Source organism: Sphingomonas sp. NCPPB 2930 (assembly GCF_042867205.1).
In the GTDB taxonomy this organism is placed as follows: domain Bacteria; phylum Pseudomonadota; class Alphaproteobacteria; order Sphingomonadales; family Sphingomonadaceae; genus Sphingomonas.
In genome coordinates this window covers 1-20932 of sequence record NZ_JBHZQU010000025.1, presented here as the reverse complement: position 1 = coordinate 20932, position 20932 = coordinate 1, and the positions used below count along the sequence as shown (strand labels likewise).

At 62.9% G+C, this 20932-nt stretch carries 19 protein-coding genes and 1 pseudogene; 16 read left to right on the top strand and 4 right to left on the bottom strand.

Translation table 11 applies throughout. The features are described 5' to 3' along the window. The 8 genes from ACFX59_RS17580 to ACFX59_RS17545 form a co-directional block, all read left to right on the top strand. Nucleotides 1-591: aldehyde dehydrogenase family protein (locus ACFX59_RS17580; RefSeq protein WP_387434251.1), on the top strand; the 591-nt coding region annotated here is incomplete at its 5' end. 33 nt (nucleotides 592-624) lie between these two features. Then, nucleotides 625-1779, top strand: coding sequence for an iron-containing alcohol dehydrogenase (locus ACFX59_RS17575; protein ID WP_387434248.1), 1155 nt, complete (start codon nucleotides 625-627; stop codon nucleotides 1777-1779). A 35-nt stretch (nucleotides 1780-1814) separates the two neighbouring features. Next, nucleotides 1815-2606, top strand: a complete 792-nt coding sequence (gene attM / locus ACFX59_RS17570; protein WP_387434246.1) for an N-acyl homoserine lactonase AttM — start codon at nucleotides 1815-1817, stop codon at nucleotides 2604-2606. A 165-nt stretch (nucleotides 2607-2771) separates the two neighbouring features. Next, complete coding sequence (locus tag ACFX59_RS17565) at nucleotides 2772-3599, top strand: transporter (protein ID WP_387434243.1); 828 nt, start codon at nucleotides 2772-2774, stop codon at nucleotides 3597-3599. Between the two features lie 390 nt (nucleotides 3600-3989). Further along, nucleotides 3990-4499 (top strand): RNA polymerase sigma factor, encoded by a 510-nt coding sequence (locus ACFX59_RS17560; RefSeq protein ID WP_387434240.1) that lies wholly within the window; start codon nucleotides 3990-3992, stop codon nucleotides 4497-4499. 99 nt (nucleotides 4500-4598) lie between these two features. Continuing rightward, nucleotides 4599-5555, top strand: coding sequence for a FecR family protein (locus tag ACFX59_RS17555; protein WP_387434238.1), 957 nt, complete (start codon nucleotides 4599-4601; stop codon nucleotides 5553-5555). Between the two features lie 122 nt (nucleotides 5556-5677). Further along, entirely contained in the window at nucleotides 5678-8140 is a 2463-nt protein-coding gene (locus tag ACFX59_RS17550) for a TonB-dependent siderophore receptor (protein WP_387434235.1), read from the top strand. 113 nt (nucleotides 8141-8253) lie between these two features. Then, complete coding sequence (locus ACFX59_RS17545) at nucleotides 8254-8919, top strand: TonB family protein (protein ID WP_387434233.1); 666 nt, start codon at nucleotides 8254-8256, stop codon at nucleotides 8917-8919. Nucleotides 8920-9025: 106 nt separating this feature from the next. Here the strand turns inward: ACFX59_RS17545 and ACFX59_RS17540 are convergent, their stop codons facing one another. Both ACFX59_RS17540 and ACFX59_RS17535 read right to left on the bottom strand, forming a co-directional pair. Then, nucleotides 9026-10213, bottom strand: coding sequence for a CynX/NimT family MFS transporter (locus ACFX59_RS17540; RefSeq protein WP_387434231.1), 1188 nt, complete (start codon nucleotides 10211-10213; stop codon nucleotides 9026-9028). Between the two features lie 50 nt (nucleotides 10214-10263). Continuing rightward, the gene (locus ACFX59_RS17535) at nucleotides 10264-10809 is read right to left on the bottom strand and encodes a helix-turn-helix domain-containing protein (RefSeq protein ID WP_387434229.1); all 546 of its coding nucleotides are present in this window, start codon (nucleotides 10807-10809) and stop codon (nucleotides 10264-10266) included. Nucleotides 10810-10926: 117 nt separating this feature from the next. On the opposite strand from ACFX59_RS17535, the gene ACFX59_RS17530 reads away from it, so the two are divergent. The 6 genes from ACFX59_RS17530 (at nucleotide 10927) to ACFX59_RS17505 (ending at nucleotide 16656) form a co-directional block, all read left to right on the top strand. Continuing rightward, the gene (locus ACFX59_RS17530) at nucleotides 10927-11436 is read left to right on the top strand and encodes a sigma-70 family RNA polymerase sigma factor (RefSeq protein ID WP_387434227.1); all 510 of its coding nucleotides are present in this window, start codon (nucleotides 10927-10929) and stop codon (nucleotides 11434-11436) included. 64 nt (nucleotides 11437-11500) lie between these two features. Next, complete coding sequence (locus ACFX59_RS17525) at nucleotides 11501-12508, top strand: FecR family protein (RefSeq protein ID WP_387434225.1); 1008 nt, start codon at nucleotides 11501-11503, stop codon at nucleotides 12506-12508. Nucleotides 12509-12626: 118 nt separating this feature from the next. Beyond that, a complete protein-coding gene (locus ACFX59_RS17520) occupies nucleotides 12627-15101 on the top strand; it encodes a TonB-dependent siderophore receptor (RefSeq protein ID WP_387434222.1) in 2475 nt (824 codons plus the stop codon). Between the two features lie 106 nt (nucleotides 15102-15207). Beyond that, a complete protein-coding gene (locus ACFX59_RS17515) occupies nucleotides 15208-15843 on the top strand; it encodes a TonB family protein (RefSeq protein WP_387434219.1) in 636 nt (211 codons plus the stop codon). 246 nt (nucleotides 15844-16089) lie between these two features. After that, the gene (locus tag ACFX59_RS17510; RefSeq protein ID WP_387434216.1) at nucleotides 16090-16461 is read left to right on the top strand and encodes a hypothetical protein; all 372 of its coding nucleotides are present in this window, start codon (nucleotides 16090-16092) and stop codon (nucleotides 16459-16461) included. Nucleotides 16462-16470: 9 nt separating this feature from the next. Continuing rightward, nucleotides 16471-16656, top strand: coding sequence for a hypothetical protein (locus tag ACFX59_RS17505; protein ID WP_387434214.1), 186 nt, complete (start codon nucleotides 16471-16473; stop codon nucleotides 16654-16656). A gap of 99 nt (nucleotides 16657-16755) precedes the next feature. Here ACFX59_RS17505 and ACFX59_RS17500 read toward each other — a convergent pair whose 3' ends face one another. Together ACFX59_RS17500 and ACFX59_RS17495 are read right to left on the bottom strand one after the other, a co-directional pair. Beyond that, nucleotides 16756-17508, bottom strand: coding sequence for a GNAT family N-acetyltransferase (locus tag ACFX59_RS17500; RefSeq protein ID WP_387434212.1), 753 nt, complete (start codon nucleotides 17506-17508; stop codon nucleotides 16756-16758). Then, on the bottom strand, nucleotides 17505-18191 hold the full coding sequence (locus ACFX59_RS17495; RefSeq protein ID WP_387434209.1) for a pyridoxamine 5'-phosphate oxidase family protein: 687 nt from the start codon (nucleotides 18189-18191) through the stop codon (nucleotides 17505-17507). Before ACFX59_RS17495 ends, ACFX59_RS17500 begins: the two co-directional genes overlap by 4 nt. Before the next feature lie 96 nt (nucleotides 18192-18287). Between ACFX59_RS17495 and ACFX59_RS17490 the strand changes: the two genes are divergently transcribed. Both ACFX59_RS17490 and ACFX59_RS17485 read left to right on the top strand, forming a co-directional pair. Then, on the top strand, nucleotides 18288-19712 hold the full coding sequence (locus ACFX59_RS17490; protein ID WP_387434206.1) for a PLP-dependent aminotransferase family protein: 1425 nt from the start codon (nucleotides 18288-18290) through the stop codon (nucleotides 19710-19712). Between the two features lie 77 nt (nucleotides 19713-19789). Further along, a pseudogene (locus ACFX59_RS17485) lies at nucleotides 19790-20754 on the top strand (IS630 family transposase). The last annotated feature ends 178 nt before the right edge of the window (nucleotides 20755-20932 follow it).

The window sequence follows — 20932 nt, the reverse complement described above, 5'->3', positions numbered from 1 at the left end:
CTCCGTGTAGAACCTGCGCCATTGCTCCTCCCGCCATGCATGATGGTCAAACGTACCACCACATTGCGGGATCAAACACCTAGACCCGGTGTAGGTCGCGGGACTGATGCCGACGTCTTGATCGGACCGCTGATCGACGAAGCAGCGGTCGAGAAGGTCAGCGATCTCCTGGACGATGCCGTCGCGAAGGGGGGGCGTATCCTGAGGGGCGGCAGACGGCATGCGCTGGGAGGTTTGTTCTTCGAGCCCACCGTGCTGGCAAATGCCGACAGGACGATGCGCTTGGCGCGGGAAGAAATATTCGGGCCGGTCGCGCCGCTATTCCGCTTCGACACTGAGGACGAGGCCATCGCCATGGCCAACGATACCGAATTTGGCCTTGCCGCTTACTTCTACACCAACAGCGCGCAGCGGTCGTGGCGCGTCGCCGAGGCACTCGAATACGGGATGGTCGGACACAACACCGGCGCAATTTCCAATGAGGTTTCGCCCTTTGGCGGGATCAAACAGTCGGGACTTGGCCGCGAGGGGGCACGGCACGGCATCGAGGAATATCTTGAACTTAAATATTGGTGTTCCGCGCTGAACTAAGCGTGGATCGCACCCGACGGAGAGGATACAATTATGAAGCCGTTCGAGTTCAGAACCGTTCCTTCGATCCATGTCGAATGGGGCGGCGCGCAGAAGCTGGGCGAGCATGTTGCAGCCCGCTTCGCGGGACGCCGCGCGTTGCTGGTGACCGATGCGGGCTTGATCGAAACCGGGTTGATCTCCCCTGTTGAAGCAAGCCTTACAGCGAACGGGTTCTCGGTCTTGCTCTTCACCGACGTCGTCGCCGATCCGCCTGAAAGCGTCCTCTTGGACTGCGTCGATCGCGCCAAGGCTGCGGATGTCGATATCGTGATCGGTCTCGGGGGTGGATCGTCGCTCGACATCGCCAAGCTGGCAGCGGTGCTGCTGCGATCGGACCAGGCGCTGTCGGACATCTACAGCATCGGCAATGTCAAAGGCGAGCGGTTGCCACTGGTGCTCATCCCCACGACCGCCGGCACCGGATCGGAGGTAACCAATATCTCGATCCTCACGACCGGTAAAACCACCAAGATGGGCGTTGTATCGTCACAGCTGTACGCCGATCATGTGTTGCTGGATGCCGAGTTGACGATCGGTCTGCCGAAACTGCACACCACTGCGACCGGCATCGACGCCATGGTTCATGTGATCGAAGCCTATACGAGCCGGCATAAGAAGAATCCGTTGTCCGACGCACTAGCGCGCGAAGCGCTTCGGCTGCTGGGCGGCAACCTGATCCGCGCGTGCGAGGATGGAAAGGACCGCGAAGCCCGTGAGGCGATGCTATTGGGTGCGATGCTGGCCGGACAAGCATTCTCGAACTCGCCTGTCGCGGCCGTCCATGCGCTCGCCTATCCGTTCGGCGGACATTACCATATTCCCCATGGCCTCTCCAACGCCCTGATGCTGGGGCCGGTGCTACGGTTCAATGAGGCAGAGGCGGCACCACTCTACGCTGAGCTTGCCGAAGTCCTGAGGGTGCCCGGAAGTGGCGATTCGGCCAAGAGGTCGGCAGATTTCGTCCAGGCGATGCAGGAGCTGATGGACGAAAGCGGCGCGCCGCGTCGACTGCGCGATGTTGGCGTCACGGACAACAGCCTTGCTCTGCTCGCGACCGACGCGATGAAACAGACCCGCCTGCTCGTCAACAATCCGGTGGAGGTGACCGAAGCCGACGCACTGGCCCTGTACCGAGAAGCGTTCTGATCGATTGCAAACCAAATAAACGGAGAGGACAGGACATGACCGATATCAGACTGTACATGCTTCAATCGGGCAGCCTTAAGTGCAAGGTGCACAATATCAAGATGAATCAGGGGGTTGGGGATGATTACGAGATTCCCGTCCCGTTCTACTTCATCGCTCAGCCAGACGGACATACGATAATCGATGGCGGAAACGCGATCGAGGTCGCCACCGATCCACGGGGCTATTGGGGTGGTATTTGCGACGTATACTGGCCTGTTCTCGACAAGGACAAGGGCTGCGTCGATCAGATCAAGGCACTGGACTATGATCCCGCTGACGTCCGCTACGTGGTCCAATCGCATCTGCACTTGGATCATACCGGCGCGATCGGACGGTTCCCCAACGCGCGACACATCGTCCAGCGCAGCGAGTATGAATATGCCTTCACGCCCGACTGGTTCGCGGCCGGTGGCTATATCCGCGCCGATTTCGATCGTCCTGGCCTGAATTGGCAATTCCTGAGCCGCTACGTCGATGATTATTACGACATCTATGCTGACGGCACGCTGACCACTGTGTTCAGCCCGGGCCATTCGCCAGGCCATCAATCCTTCCTGGTCCGGCTCAAAAACTCGCCGCCCATGCTGCTGGCAATCGATGCCGCCTATACGCTCGACCACTGGAACGAGCAGGCACTGCCTGGCTTTCTGGCGTCGACGGTGGATACGGTTCGCTCGGTCCGCAAGCTGCGCACCGTGGCAGAGCGTGCCGGCGCCACGGTCGTCACAGGTCACGATCCCGATGCCTGGCCGGCGTTCAAGCAGGGCCCCCATTACTACGACTGATCCTGAAGCGGCAGACATATGGGCTCAAGGATGTCCGATGTCGTAAGCGGCATCGGGCGTCCTCATCATCTGATCAAAACGCCAGGCCGACCGCTCGCGCGGTAACCGGACGACGCATGTCGTGCGCCGGGTAGGACGGCTGCGTTCCGTGAAAGGGGAATCGTCTTGAACAAATATGGCATATGCCGTCTTCTGGGTATCGCCACAGGGGGCCTGGCGGCCATGCTCATACCGACGGCCGCGGAGGCAGATTCCGTCACCCAGCCCGGCTTTACGACGGGCATTCCTTTATATGCGCCCGCGCTGGAAGGTCTGTACCTGATTGCAATTCCTTGGATCAGCGGCATCAAATCCGAGCCTGAGACGACGATCAAGGCTGGGACACCTTTCCTCTTTTACCAGTCGTCTCTGGTCATCGCGAAAGCGAAGATTTCCGCCGTCCTAGCACCGGTGTACGTCGATGTGACGAGGAAAGGCGGGAGGCATACGAGGGGATTCTACAATACTTATGTCGGGGCGCAGGCGACGTGGGATCTGGGCAATCATTGGGGCGCGGGTCTCCGGGCCAGTGGCTGGATCAAGCAAGGCGGCAAGCTGGCGAAGTCCTTCTGGACGATCGAACCGCGCGCCGGTGTCACCTATTTCAACGGCAAGACGCATTTCACCGCCAACCTCATCTATGGCATTCCTCTGCAATCGGACAACAGGCGGACGGCACCACAATATACGAACCTTGACCTTACGCTGACGAAATCGATCAACAAGCTGGAATTGGGTGCTATCGCCTTTGCATCTGCTGATACCACCCGTCCATTTTCCGGGTACAAGAAGCAATCGCAATTCGCTGCAGGTCCGATCATCGGTTACACATTCGGCAAGTTGTCGGCGCAGTTGAAGCTGACCACGGACCTTATGCAGGAAGACTATGGCGGCAAGGAACGGCGAATTCAGGCAAACGTCACCATTCCGCTGTGGATGAAGTCATCGTCCTAGAAGGTGAGGTATCCCGCCTTGCCGCCGTCCATGATTGCCGGCATCCGGCCATTTTCGCGGCTCTGGAGCAAGCACCAGCCCGTCATCTTACCAAGCGCATCGCTGTCCTGCAGCGGGGCGCTTGTCTTCCTACGGTCACAACCCATAGATCTGAGCGTTGCGATCTGATCCAGCCTCTGCGAGGGGACCGGAACGAACGACCCGTTTCTGCTGGCAGATCGGGTCCGGGGGAAGGAGGGTCAAAATCGTACGCTAAGCCCGGCCACCGTCCCGATTGGGATCGATTTCCGAGAACGCCCGCGTCGTCTCTCGGGCCGTTCTCAAATCAAAAAATCACCCAGCAACAATTGTTGCGAACAATTCGCAGAATGCATTATAGCTCCGCCCGCAATGCCGACGAACGCCGAAGCCCTGTCCCGTTTGCTGTTAGCGGATCGCGCGCCGCTGATGCGGTGGGTTGCCCGCATCGTTGGTGCAGGACCGGCGGCCGAAGACGTCACTCAGTCCTTATGGCTTCGCGTCCAGCGCGTTGCGGACGATCCGCCGATTACGCACAAGCGCGCGTATCTGTACCGACTGGCATCCAATCTGGCACTCGACCACGGCAAGCGCGAGGCGCGGCTCCAGAGCGTTCATGAGGAAGCACAGGCGCTGTTGTGGGGTAGCGATCATGCACTGGCCGCAGATCGCACGATCCTTGCGCGCGATACGCTGAAGCGGATCAAGACCGGCATCAATGGCCTGTCCTCTCAAACCCGGCGGGTCTTCGAACTGCATCGATACGACCATCTCACCCAAAGGGAAGTCGCTGAGCGGCTGGGCATTTCCACCACAGCGGTCGAGAAACATATGCGGCGGGCCATGACGGTGATTGCCGCCTGCCGCGATGCCGATGATTGAGTCTCGGCGTAGCCGCAGGCGGGGTTGGGCAAGTGGCGGTACGCGCAGTCATAAAGACATGTCGGTACGGATGCCGGCACGGGGAAGGTTGTCGCACACATGACGGTGCCGCTGATCGACGGAGCAATCCTGGCGCGCGCGAGGGAATGGGTAAGGCTGTTGGCCTCGGGAGATGCCGATGCTGCCGACATCGCAGCCTTGAAGGACTGGCTTGGAGAGCGGCCCGAACACGCCCGCGCGTTCGAACGCGAGCGAGGCTTCTGGCAGGACTTGGAGCCCCACCGATCCCTGTTCGCGCCGCGCGCGATTCCTGCGACGAGGGCGCATGGACGCGCGCCACATCGACTACGCCGGCCGTCGCGACGTTTCGTCGCAGGTGCCGTTGCGGCCTCGTTGCTGCTGGCCGTGACGGGGACGGATATCTTGGTCCGCCTGCAAGCGGACCATGTGACCGATCGCGGAGAGGTACGGAGCGTGCGCCTGTCGGATCGCTCCACGGCGATGCTCGACGCGAACTCCGCCATCGCCGTCCACTATAGCAATACCGAGCGCCGGATCGACTTGCTGCGCGGTCGTGTCTGGTTCGACGTCGCGCATGATGATGCCCGCCCCTTTCGGGTAGCCGCCGGCAGCGGCGTGATCGAGGATGTCGGTACCGCGTTCGAGGTCACGGAAGGACACACTACGCAGGTTGCCGTGTCCCAGGGCGCGGTCCGGCTCTTGGGCAACGACGAACCGTCTGCGGTGACGCTGACGGCGGGACAGCGGGCCGATTTGGCAGGTGGCATCGTGTCGTCCTTGCCTGCCGTCCTGCCCGGCCGGATCGCCGCGTGGCGGCATGGCGAGCTTTTGATCGACGATATGCCGCTCAATCAGGCTATCGCGCTCGCCGGACACTATCGGCCCGGATTGACGCTGGTGTGGGCAGACCTGTCCGCCAAGCCGCACGTCAGCGGCGCGTTCAAGATCGCGCAAGCCGACGAGGCTGTGATTGCGATGGCGACGAACGCCGGCGTGAACGTCGCACACCTGCCGGGTGCGATGATCCTCTACTGAAAAAATTCCATCGGCATGGGTTGGGTAAGTCGGGCCAGCACCAGTCTCATCCATGCCCCACCGATGATAATGCGTCGCAGGGGCAGGTGTCGCACGGGGCGACGTTCTTGCTTGGGGGATATATGTTTCTGCTGCCGTCGCGCTTCAGCCTTCTTCTCGCCGCCACGGCGTCCACCGCTATCCTTGCCACGCCGGTCGCAGCTCAAGCGTCGTCCGAGCGCAGCTTCGATATTCCCGCCTTGCCGCTCAACGAGGCCGTGCGCCTCTTCATGCAGCAGTCGGGCATTCAGGTGACCTATTCCAGCAATGACGGTGCCGGCATCAGGACGACTGCGGTGCGTGGTCGCCTGGCGTCGGCCGCTGCGCTCAGCCAACTTCTCGGCGGCACCGGCCTGACCTTCCGCTACCTGACGGCAAACTCGGTCGCCCTTTCGCCAGCACCACAAGCTGCCGGAAATGCCATCCAACTTGGCCCCGTGCAGGTGGAGGGACAAGGCGATACGATCGGCATCACCGATCGCGGTCCCGCGACCGATCCGGGCAAGAGCGAGGGCGAGCGATCCTACGCGACGCCGATCGTCACGACGGCGACCCGCCTCAACCTGACGCCACGCGAGACGCCCCAGTCGGTATCCGTCGTCACCGAACAGGCCATCCGCGATCAGAACCTGTTGTCCGTCACGGACGTGCTGTCGACCGTCACCGGCCTTAGCGTCATGAACGGCCTAACCGACCGGACATGGTTCTATTCGCGCGGCTTCATCGTCAACAGCTTCCAGTTCGACGGCATTCCGACGATCATGGACAACATCACCCAGGCAGGCGAGGCGCTGTCGGACACGATCTGGATCGATCGCGTCGAGGTGGTCCGCGGTGCGACCGGCCTTCTGAGCGGCCCTGGTGAACCATCGGCCGCGGTGAACCTCGTGCGCAAGCGTGCCGACAGCCGGGTATTTGCCGGCAGCTTCACTGCGGCGGCGGGATCATGGAACAACTATCGCGGTACGTTCGACCTAGCCGCTCCCCTGACGGCTGGCGGGGGGCTGCGTGCTCGCGTCGCGGGCGCCTATCAGAACCGGGAATCCTTTACCGATCTCTACAAGAACGAGAAGGTGGCGATCTACGGCACGGTCGAGGCCGATCTTGGTGCGCGCACGACGGCAGCCATTTCAGTCAGCTACCAGGAGAACAATCCGAAGGGCAGCGCATGGGCCGGCGTACCGCTGCTGTTCGAGGACGGCACGAAAGCGCGTTGGAGCCGATCGCAGACCACCGCCCCGCGATGGGCGCGATGGGACACGTCGAGCCGCTTCGTCCACCTCGACGTGGATCACGATCTGGGCGGTGGCTGGATCGCGCACGGCAAATACGCCAACGACAAGGGCAAGTTCGATACGCGGCTTCTGTACGTCTATGGCGCCTACCCGTCCGCCTCTGCGATCGGTGCGGGCGGGCTGGACCTCTTTGCCTATAGCGACTTCGGCTATCGTCGACAGGATGCGCTCGATCTTTACGCCACCGGCCCATTCACCCTCTTCGGACGCCAGCATGAGCTGTCGTTCGGCATCCAGGGCATCGATCGCCGCTTCAAGCTGTCGCAGCGCGCCGCGACGCCAGCCAGCAACGAGGGGATCGGCGATCTTCGTGAATGGGACGGCTCATACCCTGAGCCAAGCTTCGGCACGGTCACGCTCCGGAACAACGACCTCACGAAGCAGCGCAGCGCCTATGTGTCGTCGCGCTTCAGTCTCGCGTCCGGGCTGACGCTGATCGCCGGCACGCGCCTGACCCACTGGAAGCGCGATCAATATTACCGCGCACGGACTTACCGCTACGAACCCGACCTTCAGGTCATCCCCTATGCGGGCCTGGTGGCAGACCTCACCGGGAACGTGTCGGCCTATGCCAGCTACACGGAAATCTTCAATCCGCAGAACTTCCAGGACCGGAACGGCCGTTACCTCGATCCGGTTCAGGGCGAGAACTACGAAATCGGCGTGAAGGGGGCCTGGTTCGACAACCGCCTCAACGCCTCCGTCGCGCTGTTTCGGCTGAAGCAGGACAATGTCGCCAAGCAGGACGGGAGCGCGCTGGTGGATGGCACGATCTACGCCGCCTATATCGCGACCGATGGCGTGGTATCGAAAGGGATCGAGGCGGAGCTGGCGGGCGACATCACTCCGCGCTGGCACGTCACGCTCGGCTATTCCTACAACGATGCGAAGGACCCGACCGGCGCAAGGGTCGTGCCGGACATCGCGCACAGCCTGTTCCGCGGCTTCACCTCCTATCGGCTGTCCGATGGCCCGAACGGCCTGTCGTTTGGTGGCGGGGTTACATGGACGGGGAGCCGCCAGGTCAACGACATCTTCCCCGGCAATTCCACCGTGTCCTACACCGTTCGGGAAGCCCCCTACCTTCTCGCCAACCTGTTCGCCAAATATGACCTGAACGAGCGCCTCTCGGTACAGGCCAACCTCAACAACCTTTTCGACAAGCGCTATTATGTCGGCATCAACAGCGACGGACAGGGCTGGTTCGGAGAGCCACGCAGCGTGATGGTGACGCTGCGCGGCCGCTTCTAGAGATTGATGTCTTGAACGTAGGGACCCGGCTGCAATCGGCGATGACCGAACCTCCGGCGGTCGAGGCCGCCGGGGCTGCGTCGTCATATCCGCAGCGCTACTCGGATCGGCCCATGAACATCCGCTCCCGGCTTTTCGGTACTGGGGGCGTGACATTCGTCGCGCTTGTTCTGCTGGGCGGAGCGCTGTTCACCTGGACGACCTATCGACCGGCGCCACCGACACCTGCGCTGGCGGTGTTCGACGTGGCGCCGCCTGCGGCCCCACCTGCGCCACGACGAGAGGTGAAGCCGGGCCCCGAGAAGGAGCGCAAGGAGCGTGAAAAGCCGATAGTGGAACAGCCTGTGGCCGAGCCGCCATTGCTACGAATGCCTTCGACGAATCCGGCCGCGTCCGTCACCGTCAAGCCGGTGCCTGATCCCGGCCCGCCGGTAAAGGAGACGACGGCTCCCGATGCCAAGCCGGTGCCGCCCGCCCCGCAGCCCTCGAACATCGTTCCTAGCTGGCAAGGCCAGGTACTGGCGGCGCTCAACAAGGTGCGCCGTTATCCGCGCGAGGCCAGCTTCCGCCACGAGCAGGGCGTACCCTATATCCGCTTCGTCATGGATCGCACTGGCAAGGTGCTGTCTTCGCGCCTCGAACGCTCCTCCGGCATCCGATCCCTCGACAGCGAGGCGATGGACCTTCCGAAGCGCGCGCAGCCGCTTCCCAAACCGCCTGAGGACATCATCGGCGACACGATCGAACTGGTCGTGCCGGTCGCGTTCTTCCTGCGATGAGCCCCAACGCGCGAGTAGCGTCTTCCCGAAACGTCATGCCAGACGGTTTTCAGGAATGCCGAACCTTTCCCGCTCGCCCCTCCCAAACGGGTCGTTGATCGGTGGATCATACAGCGGTCGGGCGTGATTGAGCGGCGATCCATTCCGATAGGGCCACGCCGGTGAGCATCAACAGCGCCAACCCGGCGATCATCCCGCCGAGGGCCGCCCACCCCCATTCATCCGCGATCAGACCGCCTAGCGGCGGGCCAATCAAGGCACCACCGGCGCCGAATTGGGTCAGCAAACCATTGGCACTGGCGATGCGCGGGTCATGCGGGCTTTCAGCGCCTGCCAGGACCGGCAATCGCGCAAACATGAGAGGAGATACGAGGCCGCTCAGCAAGACGGCTCCCACAATGAGAACGCTGGTCGTCGGCAGTTCGCTTGAACGGTTGAGGGCGAGCGGCACGAGAAGAGCTGTGCCCATAAGAGATGGCGTCGCAATCATGAGCAGGCGTCCCGTCGACAGCCGCCCCCGGCGGATCAGCAGGATCGCGAGGCCGGACGCAGGCAGTGCGGACAGCGATGCGATCGATGCGACCAAGCCCGCCTCGTCCAGCGCCGCTGCCCGTTCTGCTCTGAGAAACGTCGGGAGCAGCATGGTCAGCGCGCAGAGGAAAAGCGTGTAGATGCCGAAGGCGAAGGTCGATACCCATGCCGCCGGAGCCGGCAGCACGATACGGCGTCGACTATTGTCATCCGTCGACAGGTCAAGACGGAGGATCGGGAGGATCGTCATCGCCAAAAGGCCCGCCCAAAGCACGATGATGCCTTGGGCGCCAAGCGGCGCAACGGCCAGGCTGGTGACGCCGCTGCCGACCGCAATCCCCACTGGTACGAAGCTACTCCACAAGGCCAACGCACGGGCGCGATCGCGATCACTCGCGATTGCGGCAATGGTGGTTGGCGCAGCGATGACGGTGAGTAGGTATCCTATCCCCTCCACAGCACGTGCCCCGAACAGCATGGTACGCGTCGGGGCTAATGCCTCCAACACGCTCGCCGCGGCCAATATCGTCACACCTGCCAGGAGCGATCGACGGCAACTGATCCAGCCAAGCGCCAATCCGGCCACGAAGCCCAGCAGGCCACCGCCGACTTCCAGCAGCGAGATCAAAAGCCCGGTGGCGGGAAGCGACAGATCAAAGCGATCCTGCAGCAACGGAGCGATTGTCGAAAACTTTGCGAGTTGAGCTGCGGCGAGAACGCCGACCAGCCAGAGGAAAATGATGGTGGGCCAACGTCCTTGCATGCCGCTCAATTACGGATTGTCGCAACGCCCGCCCACGAAAAAGATATGCGTCACTCGATCGTGGTGGTGAGACGGCCGATGCGACCATCCGCCAACGGCACCGTCTCCCACTGCATCAAGCTGGCGCGCACCACGACGACGTTGCTGTCATTGGAGCCGGTATGGAAGCGAAGCCGCTGACCGGGCTGTTCGAACCAACCCCGATCGCGAAGCCCGGCCTCGGCCGCCACGATCTCCGGACTGGCGAACGGCCACAATGATCTTCCAATGAAGTCGTCCGCACGCGAGGCCCAGCCCGCTACCCGGGACGGCGACGCCGCCAGCAGTCTATGTGTTGCGTCGCATACGAGATGCACGGCCATTGTCGAACTACAAACCAGCCGCCGCAAGGCAGCGTCGGCGTCATTGTTCGCCTGGGCTGCGATCATCGCGAATATCCGCTCACGGTGGTGGATCTCAGGCTCGTGGGTGCCGCTTTCCCATCGCGATACGGTGCCCTGCGATACACTGAACAATTCTGCGACATGGCCCTGCTTGATGCCGTTAAGACGGCGGAACCGATGCAGCGCCCGCCCCACAGGAAGGTCCAGTATCATGTCGGCACCATAGCCTATATGCAGGCCAAATCTTCTTCAAAATAGCATCCCAATGGTGAAGGCGCTCGCAGGGCACAGTATTGCGATTGATTCGCATTTTGCGCTATGCATCGTTCAATGCCGACCAACGCCCTTGCTCTCTCGCGCCTGCTGTTGAGCGAACGCTCGACCTGGCTGCGCGTCGTGGAGCGGATCGTGCGGGACAGGGCGGCGGCCGAGGATGTCACCCAGGGGCTGTGGTTCAAGGTTCAGACCGTGCGCGACGATCCGCCGATCGACAATCCACGCGCTTATCTGCGTCGCCTGGCGGTCAACGCGGCGACCGATGAGCTTCGCGCCTCGTCACGTCGGATGGAGGATACACAGGAAGAGATCGAACATCTCCTTTGGGTCGAGGACGATCGGCCCGCCCAGGACCGCATCGTCCTGAACCGCGACCTCGTCACACGCATCGATGCGGCCGTCGAGACGCTTCCGGAGCCGACACGCGGAATTTTCCGACTGAACCGCGTCCATGGCGTGACGCAGCGTGAGATCGCCACGCGCTATGGTATTTCCACCACGGTCGTGGAGCGCCACATCCGCCGCGCACTTGGCATCCTTTCCGACGTGCGAAGGGCAGAATGATCCTATTTATCGACCGCTCTGTTGGGAACAGCCTTTCTCTGAGCGTCCAACCTTATAGCAGGCCATGCAAGGCCGGCGGTCAGGATGCGACATGACTGGAAGCGCGCGCGATCGAGAAGAAAGGGCAGCTGACGAGGCAAGCCGATGGATCGCCCGCATGGCGTCGGGCGATATGCAGCCCGACGAGCTTGAGCGATTCAAGGCGTGGCGCTCTGCCGACTCCCTTCACAACCGTGCGTTCGAGGAAGTCCGTGCGATCTGGCGCGCTGTGGGAAGCAGTTCGAATGGCAGGGCCCTACCCCCGGCAAACCACCCTGTGGGCTCTCGCTGGCCAGTGTCCTTGCGACGTCGCTTCCGTCGCATAGCGATCACCGGCGCGGCCGCTATGGCCCTGGTGGGACTTGTCTTCGGAGACGATCTGTCGATCATGTTGCGCGCCGATCACCGCACCGGCACGACCGTAGAGAGCCTCATGCTTGCAGACGGAAGTCGGGCGATGCTCGACGCCGGCACCGCGATCGCCATCTCCTACGACCAAAACGAACGCCGGATAGAACTGTTGCGCGGCGCCGCCTGGTTCGAAGTCGCGCATGGCGATCGGCGTCCGTTTCGGGTCGCAGCATTAGGCGGCGAGACGCAGGATGTCGGCACGGCCTTCGAGGTCCGGCGCGAGGCCACCGCCGTTTCGGTTGCCGTGACACAAGGCCGCGTCCAAGTCAGTGCGCCGGGCGCAGCCAATGGCATGGCGTTGAATGCATCCGAACGTGCTCGCTACACCCAAGGAGCGTCCCCCGTCAGAATGGCTAAGGCTGCCCCCGATATGATCGCGGCGTGGCGGCAGGGCGAAATCCTGTTCGATCGGGCCGATGTGCGCAGCGCCATCGCCACGATCGGTCGCTATCGGTCCGGCCCCGTATTCATCCTGGGGCAGCCATCTTCCCCCCGGCCCATCAGCGGCGCCTTCCGCGTCGACCGGCCGGAAGAGGCCATCGATGCCATTGCCGGGATGAACGGTCTTTCCGTCTCCCGTCTTGGCGGCATCGCCGTGCTGCGGCCATCAGACCAGAAATAATTTGCAGGGGTGTTAGGAACGCCCGGTTCGCCAGCGTCAGATAAGAGAGGCATCGCTATTGCGGCGCACTCTCATACAGGGGGCGCGGTCATTCCGTGCCTGGGCGTGGGAAGATATGATGAAGCATAAATTCGTTGGCCGCCGTACCAGCGCGTCTCGGCTGTTGCTCATGGCGTCGGGCACATTGCTCGTATCGCTTGCAGGTGGCGCTCTGCCTGCGCAGGCGCAGTCCGGATCGAGTCAGATCATGCGGTCCTACGACATTCCGGCACAACCATTGAGAAGCGCGCTTCGCGACTATATGCGCCAATCCGGCGTCCAGGTCGGCTTTCCCAGCGAGATCGGGGAGCGTGTCACGACCTCGACCGTCACGGGGTCGTTCAGTGCGGCTGAAGCGCTGTCGCGCCTGCTGACGGGAACAGGTCTGACCTACCGCTTCACGGGCGCCAATACGGCCACCCTCGAACGCGCTCCGCAGGCCGCGGCCGGAGCGATCCAGCTTGGTCCCGTGCGAGTCGAAGGCAGCGATGGCACCAGTGGCGTCATCTTTGACGAGACCGCAAGCCGCGTGCCTGACAGCGTGGTCGCAACCCGCTCGGCGACGAGCACCAAGACCGACGCACCATTGATCGAGACGCCGCAGTCGATCAGCGTCATTACCGCAACCGAAATTCGCGACCGCGCTTCCGAGAGCGTCAAGGATGCCGTCCGCTACAGCGCGGGGGTGCATGTCGGCGGCAGCAGCGGCAGCATCCGTTCGTTCGACAATGTCGAGGTCAGGGGCTTTGCGCCCACGCCGCTCTACCTCAACGGCATCTACCTGCCCTATATCGGCGATCTGGGCGGGTCGCCTCAGATCGACCCATATCTGCTTGAGAAGGTGGAAGTCCTGAAGGGCCCCACCTCGGTCCTTTACGGGCAGAACTATCCTGGGGGCATCGTCAACATGACGACCAAGCGGCCTACCCCGGAGGCGATCGGAGAGGTCGTCGCACGCACCAGCAACCGGGGCCAGGCCTATGGGGCGTTCGACCTGAGTGGTCCGCTGGATACCGGTGCCGGTCTTTTCGGCCGGGTCACCGGCGTCGCTTCCACAACCGGCACGATCGTCGATCACGTTCAAGAACGTCGGTTGCTGATCGCTCCGTCCCTCGCCTGGCAGCCGGATGAGGATACGAACCTGACGCTGATCGGTCATTACCAAAGAGATCGGGGTCGTCCGGACTACCAGCCCCTGCCTTATATCGGCACGGTGGTCCCCGCCGGATCGTACGGGCGCATCAGCCGCTCGCTGTTCAGCGGGGAACCAGGCTATAATGATTATCGCCGGGATCAGTGGGCGATTGGGTATGAAGCGATGCACCGCTTCAACGACGCTGTGACCATCCGGGCAAACGGTCTCTATCTGGGGGTCGACGATCGATATCGGACCTTCTTTGCCAACGGGTATGTCACCGCCGCTGACAATACTCCCGACTATACGCAGATGCGTCGCAACGCCACGGACTATGCGTCGAATAACACGGTATTTGGCGCCGACACCAAGATCGAGGCCCATTTCACGACCGGCGCGATCAGTCATGAAACGCTCGTCGGTGTCGATTACCGCTGGTTCGACAATGATTACACGGGACGCTATGGCTTTGGTAATACGACGCTAAATCCGTTTCGCCCCGTCTACGGCAGCTATAACGAACCTCGGTTGGGTGCGCGCTGGGACAATCAGGTCGAACAGATCGGACTGTATGTCCAGGATCGTATGCGGCTGGGTCCGGTGGTGCTGACGCTTGGTGGTCGCCAGGATTGGGCTGCGACAGACAATGACGATCTGCTCACCGGCATCCGGACGACGAACAAGGACCGGGCGTTCACGGGTCGGGTCGGCATGACCTACATCGCCGATAACGGGTTGGCACCGTATTTCAGCTACGCCACGTCTTTCATGCCCTACGCCGGCTTTGATGGTGAAAGCCGTCCGTTCAAGCCAACGACCGGCAAGCAATATGAGGCTGGCGTGAAGTTCCAGCCGAAGACGATCGACGCGCTGGTCACGATGTCGATCTACGACCTCCGGCAACAGAACGTCCCGACATATGATTTCTTCACCTATTTGCCGACTCAGAGGGGAGAGATACATGTTCAGGGAATTGAGTTCGAAGGCAAACTCGCTTTACGCAAGCGCCTCGATATCATCGCATCAGCGTCCTACACGAACTCCGTCTACTCCAAGGCGACCGATGGCACGGAAGGCAACAAGGTACGGTTCATGCCGCCGTGGCAGGCTGCATTATGGGCGAAATACGACCTCTCATCCATGAATCTGTTCGGTATATCGGCAGGTGTCGGCGTCCGTTACTCCGGCAGCGGGTATGGAGACGATATGAACACGTTCAAATATCCGTCCTATACGGTTTTTGACGGATCCCTGACCTACGACCTATATCAGTCGCCACTCCATCTCGCGGGTGCCGATTTCAGCGTCGTTGCGGAAAATCTCTTCGACCGTAAATACGTGTCCGGATGTAGCAATATCAACAACTGCTATTACGGTAAGGCGCGCCTGCTGACAGCAAGCCTTCGCTATCACTGGTGACGACACGAAGCCGGTGACGCTCTACCCATCCCATGATCGCGGCAAGACATGCCGATATTCAGAACGGCCTGCGAGCTGGCGCTCGAGGCTGTTCGGAGTCGGCAGTGTGGCGACCATCGCTCTGATGGTGGTGAGTGGCGCGCTGTTTACATGGACGACCTACCACGCGGCACCGCCAGCTCCAGCTCCGGCGCTGGCGGTGTTCGAGGTGGCGCCACCCGCCGCCCCACCCGAACCGGCACGTGAGATGACGCCGGCCCGCCGGCGGGAGCGCAACGAACGCCGTCCACCGCAAGCCGAACGCCCCATGGTCGAGCAGTCGCCACTGCGGATGCCGGTCGCGAATGCGATCCCGCCCCTCGAGGCGCAACCGGCGCTTGAACCCGCTCCCCCGGTGAAGAAAGCGTCCGTCTCCGAGGCCAAGCCGGTACCGCCGGCCCCACAGCCGTCCAATGCTGCGCCAACTTGGCAGGGACAGGTGCTGGCCGCACTCAACAAGGTCCGCCGTTACCCACGGGATGCGAGCGTTCACCACCAGCAAGGCACACCCTATATTCGCTTCGTCATGGACCGCAACGGCAGGGTGGTATCTTCACGCCTGGAGCGTCCATCTGGCATTCGGTCGCTTGATGTCGAGGCGATAAGCTTGCCCAAGCGTGCAGAACCTCTCCCCAAGCCTCCCGATGAGGTCAGGGGCGATACGATCGAGTTGATCGTGCCGGTCGAATTTTTCATGCGTTGAGACGCGACCTATAACCGACGCAATTCCCAAAACGGGATGCCTGACCGGTTTCGGGAACACCAGATCGTTCCCATTCGGCCATCCCAATAGAATGTGTCAGCCGCTCCATTTACCTTTACATATCAAATATTTATGATCGCAAAGGTGCCGGCGATGGAAGCGATAAGGAAGGTATGATCCGTCAGTTGCATGCCGTTCATCCTCCGCAATGTAGGCCAACCCCTGCTTTGGAAGAGGAGGTTTGTCGTGCGTCATTTCACGGTTTTGGTTCGCCTTGCGCCAATCACAGTTGGATTGGCTTCAGCAAGTGTCATCGCTGCAAAGGCGAATGATCATTCCTCAGATGTGGTACCACCGCAAACTGTGAGCGAGCGGGCCGAGGCGAAGACAGGAGATACGGGCAGTGTCACGAAACCCGTCGCGTTTGCCAAGCGCGCAACTGTCCATGAGAGGGGACAGGGCGAAGGCCATGCTCATGTTGGACGGAGCAATGCGGCCGTGACCGTCTTGTCGGAAATTGATGCCGGCCATATTCGCGATCTGCCCTCCCGTCCCGTGACGATCCACCTCCCGGGCAATCCGAGCACTGGCTATGCATGGAACGTGTTGCGTGTGTAGAACGTCACGGTGAAGCAGCCTATTGAAACTGTTCCCGAGCCCAAGACCCCCGCGGGCGTCGTCGGTGCGCCGGAGATTACGGTGATCCACGTCCCGCCGGGGCATGCCGGCGCAGCCTCGCTCGAGCTTGGCTATGTCGGCCCTGGGCAGACGCGCCCCGACAAGGCTCTGCATTATCGCTTCACGGTAAAGTAAGCGCGGCGGGCACTATGTCGGGCTAGCCCTGCTGCGAATCGCAGCGTCCCGCCAGTCCGCGGCTGCCAAACTGAAACCGGCGCCGTTGCTCTGTATCGGCTAACGACCGTGTTCGGTAGCGAACCGTTCGCCCCGGCCGGCGCTGCCTTCGGATATGCCGAGGCCGAGTTTGGCAACGTGAGCATGGCGGAGCACCCGCCATTCTGCGAGTGACAGCCAGGCCGTTAAACGATCACGCTGTGCGGGCCACTCAGGTGCCAGGAAGGAGAACCAGGCGGTATCACAACGACGGCCCTTCACGATCCCGTCGCATCGCCAAGTCCCTTCATGGGTAAAACCGAAGCGGCTGGCAGCGCGGGCGGAAGCGGCGTTCAGGGCGTTGCAGCGCCAGACAACCCGGTGATAGCCAAGCGCGAAGGCATGGTTCATCATCAGGAATATCGCCTCGGTCGCGGCGCGGGTGCGTTGCAGGGCGGGTGAGAACCAGATGCTGCCGATCTCGATCGCCGCATCGTCCGGCGCGATGTCGCAGAAGGAGGCCCAGCCTGCGGCGGTTCCACTGGTTCGAGGTATCACGGCAAAGAAGGGTTGCCGGCCGATCCCGGACAATCCCGCGACATGCGCGGCGAACGCCTCCTCCGTCGCGAACGGCCCATAGCGCAGATAGGTGAAAGAGCGATCCGCGCCTTGCGCGACACGCCAGAGATCGGCCGCGTGCGACATCCCGAGCGGTTCGAGCGTCACGGCGCGACCGGCATGGATATCGAACCCCGGCAATGGCGGAGCCGCACCGGTGACGACGGCACCGAGCGGCAGGTCGTCGGTCCGATCCGGCCTGGGACCGGCGGTCACCGCAGCCGCCCCGATGCGAGCAGGGCGGACAGGCCCGCGGGGAAAGCGATATCCCCGCCCAGTTCGGGGGCGGGTTCGGGTGCGGCGAAGGCGCTGCGGATCGGCAGCACCCCGGCCCAGACCGGGTGCGCTGCCTCGTCTCCGTCGCTGGGCGGCTCGGCCCGTGCCTTCACGCTGGCTTCCTCAATATCGAGGTACAGGACACTGGTTGCCTTCAGTTCCTGCGTGGTCATCGGCCGCAATGTCTCCCAGCGACCAGGGAACAAGCCGTCGGTGAACCGCCGCAGCGCGTCGGCGATCGCGTCGGGTTCCTCGACGACCCGCGCGATGCCAAAGACCATCGCCGAGCGATAGTTGACCGAATGATTGAAGGCCGAGCGGGCCAGCACATAGCCGTCCATATGGCTGACGGTCAGGCAGACGCGCTGTCCCTCGGCCTGACGTAGGAAGCGGCTGGCCGCCGAGCCGTGCCAATAGATCCGCTCCCCCTCGCGCCAGTGGATGGTCGGCGTGACATAGGGCTCGCCATCGATGACATAGCCGACATGGCAAAGCGGCGCGGCGTCAAGCACCGCATGGACCGTGCCGGCGCCATAGTCCGCGCGGCGATGCCCGCGCCGCACCCGGCTGCGTTCGGTGATCGGATAGGCGTCCTTGTCGGATGAATGATCGGTCGGTGTCATGTGGCCCCCTTGCCTGTTGCGGGGCCGCCATGTCAGGAAAGCGGATTGCTGCATAATGCCACTTGCGCAAAGATCGGCAGTCCAGTTGAAAGGGACATGGCCGCCACACATCCTGCCACCTGGATCCTGATCGATCGCCGCGCCGGGTATCTCGAACGACAGATCCATAACGCCATCCGCGACCGGGTTTTGGCGGGGCAGCTCGTGGCAGGCGAGCGCCTGCCGTCCTCTCGCGCGCTGGCGGCGATGCTGGGGGTGGCGCGATCGACGGTCGTGGCGGGCTATGAGCTGCTGCGTGCCGAGGGCTTCGTGAGCGGGCGGGTGGGGTCGGCGATGCGGGTGGCCGACCTGCCGCCGGCTCCCGACGGTGCACGTGCAGCGCCGCTGCCGCGATTATCACCGCCGGAACCGGAGCCGGAACGGTTCCTCCCGTTCCGGCCGGGCCTGCCCGATCTCGACAGTTTCCCGCACGAGGTCTGGTCCCGCTGCCTCAGCGCCCGCGCACGCCATCTGCATATCCATGACCTCGGCTACCGCGATGAGAACGGTCTGCCGGCGCTGCGGCAGGCAATCGTCGATCATGTCACGCGGGCGCGGGCCGTGCTGGCCGACCCCGAGCAGGTCATCATCATGTCGTCGACCGCGGCCATCCTGGCGCTGCTCGCGCGGGTGCTGCTGCCAGCTCCCGGCCGGACCGTCTGGCTGGAAGAACCGGGATATCGCACCGCCCACGACATCTTTGCCGCGGCAGGCGCCGCCATCGTGCCGCGTCCCTGCGATGCGGAGGGCATGACTATCGGGCATGACGATCCGGCACCGTCGATCATCTACGTCACGCCGTCACACCAATATCCGACCGGCGTGGCGATGAGCCTGACGCGCCGCATCGCCCTTCTGCACGTCGCCGCTGCGCACGATGCTGTCGTCATCGAGGATGATTATGACAGCGAGTTCCACTATGCGTCGCGCCCGCTGGCCGCCTTGCAGGGGATCGATCGCGCGGATCGCGTGGCCTATGTCGGCACCTTTTCCAAGGTGCTCGCGCCCGGCCTGCGCGTGGCCTATGCCGTCCTGCCGGCGTGGCTGCTTGCAATGGTACGACCTATCCTGCGGCGCGAGGGCGGGTCTGTGCCGATCCATGTCCAAGCGGCGATGGCCGATTTCCTGAACGCCGGACATCTCCGCGCGCACGTCCGGACGATGCAGCGCGTCTATGCCGAACGGATGACGGCGCTTTGCGATGCGTTAGCCACCGTCGCCGGAGATATGCTCTGTGTCGAGCCGGCCGCGGGCGGGCTGCAACTGCCCGTCTGGTTCCGCGACCAGCGTATCGACGATCGCCAGGTCGCCCATGCGCTTCAGGATCGAGGGATCGGCGCGATGCCGCTTTCGCCCTTCCATGCGGCTACGCCGAACAGCGGCCTGCTCTTCGGGATTGGGGGGGCGACGGACCGGAATATCGCGCGCCTCTCGAGCGTCATTGAGCGCAACTGGCCATTTTATCGCGTTTCGACGTCTTAGAGCGGTTTGAGATCGAAGGGATTCACAAGCGAAGCAAGTTCTGATTCAAGCTGCTGGCCGGATGGAGGGTGGCTGGGATGACGAGAGCCTATTCGCAGGATTTGCGGGATCGCCTGATCGCATCGGTGCTGGAAGAGGGTTTGTCGCGACGAGCGGCGGCTCGCCGCTATCGGATCGAGGAAGCGACAGCGGTGCGCTGGCCGGCGGCGGCAAGTGCGGGTCGCCGGACGCCGCGGCGGCAAGGCGGTGATCGACGGTCTCGGCTTCCGGCGCACGAGGGGTGGCTGCTGGCGCTGATCGCGGTGGAGAACGACCTGACGCTGGCGCAGGTCGGCGCGCGGCTACTGGCCGAGCATGGCGTGACGGCGGACGCCGGCATGCTGAGCCGGTTCTTCACATGCCGCAGCATCAGCTTCAAAAAACGTTCATGCCGCCGAGCAACTGCGGCCTGACGTGGTCGAGCGCCCTGAAGCCTGGCGCCTCCTGCAACCGCTGCTGGCCGCCCGCCGCCTGATCTTCCTGGATGAGACCGGGGTCACCACCAACATGGTGCGTCGCTACGGACGAGCACCGCGCGGCCAGTGCGCGGCTATGCGCCTGCCGGACACTGGAAGGTGACGACCTTCCTTGCCGGGCTGACACGCGACGGCATCGTGGCGCCCTTCGTCATCGACCAGCCGATGAACCGCGCTATCTTCACCCAGTATATCCGCCAGTACCTCCTGCCCGAACTGGCACCCGGCGACGTGGTCATTCTCGACAATCTTTCCAGCCACAAGGGCAGCGAGGCGGCCGCCCTGGTCGAGGCCGTCGGCGCAAAGCTCATGTTCCTGCCGCCCCCGGCCTCCGCCGGGGCAGGCTCTATAGCCCAGACCTGAACCCCATCGAACAGGTCTTCGCCAAGCTCAAAGCCCTGCTCCGCCGTGCCGGCGAGCGAACCCGCGAAGGTCTTTGGAACCGCATCGGCCGCCTCATCGACGACTTCCCGCCAGCCGAATGCGCAAACTATCTGCGACACGCCGGCTATGAGCCGCTACGATGACAAAACACTCTAAGGGGGAGGCGGTTGCGAGCGTGGCGTCGCTGGTGTGGTGGCACGTAAACGCGAACGCCGCCCGTGAGGGCGGCGTATCGAGTTCTATAGCGTTGGTTGCGGGGGCAGGATTTGAACCTGCGGCCTTCAGGTTATGAGCCTGACGAGCTACCGGGCTGCTCCACCC